The 3,862-nt window shown below is 36.2% G+C and carries 4 protein-coding genes; all 4 read right to left on the bottom strand.

The window, feature by feature from the left end; translation table 11 throughout:
* On the bottom strand, positions 1–1,123 hold a 1,123-nt coding region (locus tag ACOVO2_RS18770), incomplete at its 3' end, for a peptidase domain-containing ABC transporter (RefSeq protein ID WP_421771447.1).
* A gap of 66 nt (positions 1,124–1,189) precedes the next feature.
* A complete protein-coding gene (locus ACOVO2_RS18765) occupies positions 1,190–2,407 on the bottom strand; it encodes an HlyD family secretion protein (RefSeq protein WP_421771446.1) in 1,218 nt (405 codons plus the stop codon).
* Positions 2,408–2,682: 275 nt separating this feature from the next.
* Positions 2,683–2,895: a hypothetical protein gene (locus ACOVO2_RS18760; RefSeq protein WP_421771445.1), complete on the bottom strand. Its 213-nt coding sequence runs from the start codon at positions 2,893–2,895 to the stop codon at positions 2,683–2,685.
* Between the two features lie 262 nt (positions 2,896–3,157).
* A complete protein-coding gene (locus ACOVO2_RS18755; RefSeq protein ID WP_421771444.1) occupies positions 3,158–3,364 on the bottom strand; it encodes a hypothetical protein in 207 nt (68 codons plus the stop codon).
* Between the last annotated feature and the right edge of the window lie 498 nt (positions 3,365–3,862).

The raw sequence follows: 3,862 nt of genomic DNA, 5'->3' as shown, positions 1-3,862 counted from the left end.
TAGTTTTCAGTAATTTTACGAAGCGAGTTTCGGTTTTTATGTTGGCGTATTCTTCTAAACCAAAGCGTTTGATGGTAGCCATAGAATTAAGCGATTCTACTAACTGAGATTCTAATTCTGCTCCGTTTTCCATGAGTGTACGCTGGTATTTTTTATTTAAGCGATTGACAATCAGATAATTAGCTGCATAAAACGGAATCACGGCCAGCATAATCAATGCCAGTTTCCAGTCGTAAGTAAACATCATTCCGAAAGAGAACAAGACTATAAAAATATTTACAACCAAGTTGAGGGCGATGTCATTGATAAAAGTTCGAATCTTAACGGCATCATTGATTCGAGAAATAATTTCTCCCACTCGCATCGTGTCGAAAAACTGCTGTGGAAGTTTCATTAAATGTTTGTAATACCCCAAAATCAATTGAGCATCAATTTGTTGCCCTGTTCGGAGAGCAAAAAAAGTTTTCATTGAGCCAATGAGTAGCTGCAAAATCAAAATTAGAATCATACCTACACTCAATAGATTTAATAGATTCCGATTGCCTTCAACTAATACATTATCTACAATTTTTTGAACATAAATCGAAGTAGAAAGCCCCAAAATAGTGTAAACCAATGCTCCAAAAAGTGCTTGAGCCATCACTGATTTGTGGGGTTGAATCAATTTCCAAAAACGACCAGAAACAGATTCCTTGGCATTCCCAACTTGGAAATTTTCGTCAGGAAGTAAAAGTATCAAAACCCCTGTCCAGATTTTCTGGAAGGCTTCGTGACTCATTTTGTCGATTTTACCGAAAGCTGGGTCCATCACCTCCACGTATTTATCGGTTACATCATAAATGACCACAAAATGATGCAAAACCTCTTTGATAACAACGTGGGCAATAGCGGGTTTTGGTATTTTTGAAAGACTTTCAAATGTGCCACGGACACCTTTCGCTTGAAAACCAAGCTTTTGGGCGGCTTCAATCATACCCAATACATTTGTGCCTTTTTTATCGGTTGAAGCATACTGGCGTATGCGGGCAATAGGCAACATAAGTTTGTAATGTGCCGAAATTGATGCTAAACAAGCCGCTCCGCAGTCTGTAATATCATGCTGTTTGATGCAAGTTTTTTTCATATAAGACAGCCCCCTAACCCCCGATGGGGGGATTTTTAGGGCAATTAAAGTTTTAAAGAAAGTATTTTATCGTTGTGCAATTCCCCCTTCGGAGCGGTGCGATGTTTCGCTTAGGGAGTTGAGGTTATTTTTAGGATTCAACCAATCGTCAGTTTTGTCGTAGAGTAAATCGAATAGACTGCGTTTGGTTACCACAAAGTGGCTTCTGAGGGTCATTCCTTTCTTTAATTTACCTTGGTAGCCATTTTTTAAAACCAGATGGTCTTGGTTTAAAAGACATTTTACTTTAAAGAATGCCTGTTGATTTTCGCCGATGGTGAGGTCGTTGGCTATTTCGGTAACAGTTCCTTCGGCAAGTCCCCATTGGTTATAGTCGAAGGCATCCATTTGCATGCGAGTTTTCATTCCTTTCTGCAATAAACCAATATCTTTAGGCGAAACATAGCACTCAACAACCAAATTTGAATCGGGCGAAATAACGCCTAACAATTCACCAGTTTGAATATATCCACCTGTGTATTTTCCTGCTAATTGACTGATATTACCACTAATTGGGGCTTTTATGGTATAGAATTCTCGTTCTTTGAGCCACTGACGGCTTTGAGCTTGTAGTTCGTCGAGTGCCATTTTGTATTGCGAAAGAGCCGTTTGCCAGTCGCTAATTTGGCGTTCGATGATATTCTTTGATTGTGCTTGTACGGTTTGAAAAGCAAATTCTTTGTCTTCAAATTCTTGCTGAGCAACAACTTTTTCTTCTAAGAGTTTTTTATTGATGTCGAGTTCTCGTTTGCGTTTTTTTTGAGTTTGCTGGTTTTCGCTCAAAAGCAAACGAAACTGTTCATATTGTTGGCGATAGAGAGCCGAAGATAAAATGCCATTGAGTGTTAGGTTTTCTCGGTTAAGGGCAACCAACTTTTCTAAATCATTGATAAATAATTTCTTTTCGTTTTGTTGCACTTCGTTTAGTCGAATTTTGGTGTCGAGTATATCGGTTTGGAGGCGAAAGACAGTTTGCCCTTGCTCAATGCTTTGATTTTCTTTGATGAAAGTTTCGCTGATAGTGCCAGCAATGAGTGAGCGGATTTCGTTTCGCTCGGCAGTTGGGCGAATCATACCCGAGCTTTGCACCGAAACCTCGACTTGGATGAGTGGCAAAGCCACCAATGCAGCAATGATGGCAAGAATAACGGACAAATAGATGATTTGACTTCGCACCGAAACGGTGGGCAGATAGGCCTCGGTCGTAAACTCAATAACCTCGGCTGGGTGGATTTGATTTTGCATAAATGCTAATTGTTTAGAGTATTTACTTTTCTTATACAAAATTGTAGTAAAAAGTCTCTATCGACAATAACAATTAGGCGTAGTTTATAACTTAGAGTTATATTTGGAATATCAAGTTTTTTATTGAAAAAGTTTCAAAAGATTGCATAAAAAAAGCACCTTTTTGGATGTTCGAAAATACTTCATCTAATGAGAAGAGTGGTTTTTAACTATATATAAGTTTAATAGTTGTCAAATAAAATAAAGCGAGATAGATTACTATCTCGCTTTATTAATTAATGAAGAGCTGTATTCATCAAGGAAGAACCACTACTTTGTTGATAATTTGGTAAATTATCAACAAATTTTCCAATGGCATCTCCGGCAGCGGCTATTCCATAACCAATCCATTGAAAAATTCCATGTGGTTTATTTGGGTCTTGACCGCCAAAAATATTGAACAAATCGCTATTAGATAATAATTCGGTATGTGTGAGATTCATTTTCATTTTTTTATATATTGGATGTAAATTGATATTAGTGCTACTAAAATTAATAAAATTTGCAGAAAGGTAAGCCAATTATTTTTAGGTAACTTAAAAGTAAAAATTAATGAGCAAAATAACATAATAAGATAAAGAGGGTTGTTGTTTTCTACTTTCCCTCCGGTAAAATATATTACAATATTGTTAACATTAATAATTAATGATAAAGATGCTGCTAAAATAATTGACTTATTCATTGTTCAAATTAGTTTAATTTAGTGTTTTTTTATTTTTTATGGTTTTTTTGATAGATTTCATATCCTGTTTGAAGTTCTTTCGCTGCATAATCGGCAAACGTAGCCAAGGCTACAATACCTGCTACAGCTGTCCAAAAAACAGCATCATCTGCACCAAAAATACCACCATCCGTTTTCTTAGTATCAGTTGAATTCATTTCAACTACACCATAATTGTCCAATTCTAAATTTTTCATTTTCATTGTGTGTTTTAAGTTAAAAAAAATATTTATTCAAACAAGCCAAATCAAAATCTTACAGCCCGGGATAGTTTGAAAATGATTTAAGCTACGATTTGCTAATCAAATTACTCCGTAAGTGGAGTCAAAATTGGGGGCTTTGGTCTTGGGTATGGAATACCCCTGCCATCTGTTGGGGCATAGCCATCATTCAATATGCGAACTTCTTTCTTCGAAAGATTTTCGAGTTTTGTTTTTTATGGAATCTTAAAGACTAATAATTGTTATACTTATGCCGTTCACTTGAATTTCTTTCGTAAACATAGAGTACAGCCACTTTCATAGTCAATTCCTTATGTGGTAATGCCGACTAATTCTAAATCGGTCAAGTTTTTTGTTGTGTTTGTGTTCATTTTTCGTTGTGTGTTTATTTGTGTGTAAAAAATAAGAAGACTCCAGCCCAGTTTTAAGCATTTTCTGCTATGTGGACGCTTTAATAGCTTTTCTCGTTGAGTA

This window comes from Emticicia sp., from assembly GCF_049241225.1.
Lineage (GTDB): Bacteria > Bacteroidota > Bacteroidia > Cytophagales > Spirosomataceae > Emticicia.
This window is presented reverse-complemented; position numbering and strand designations above follow the sequence as displayed.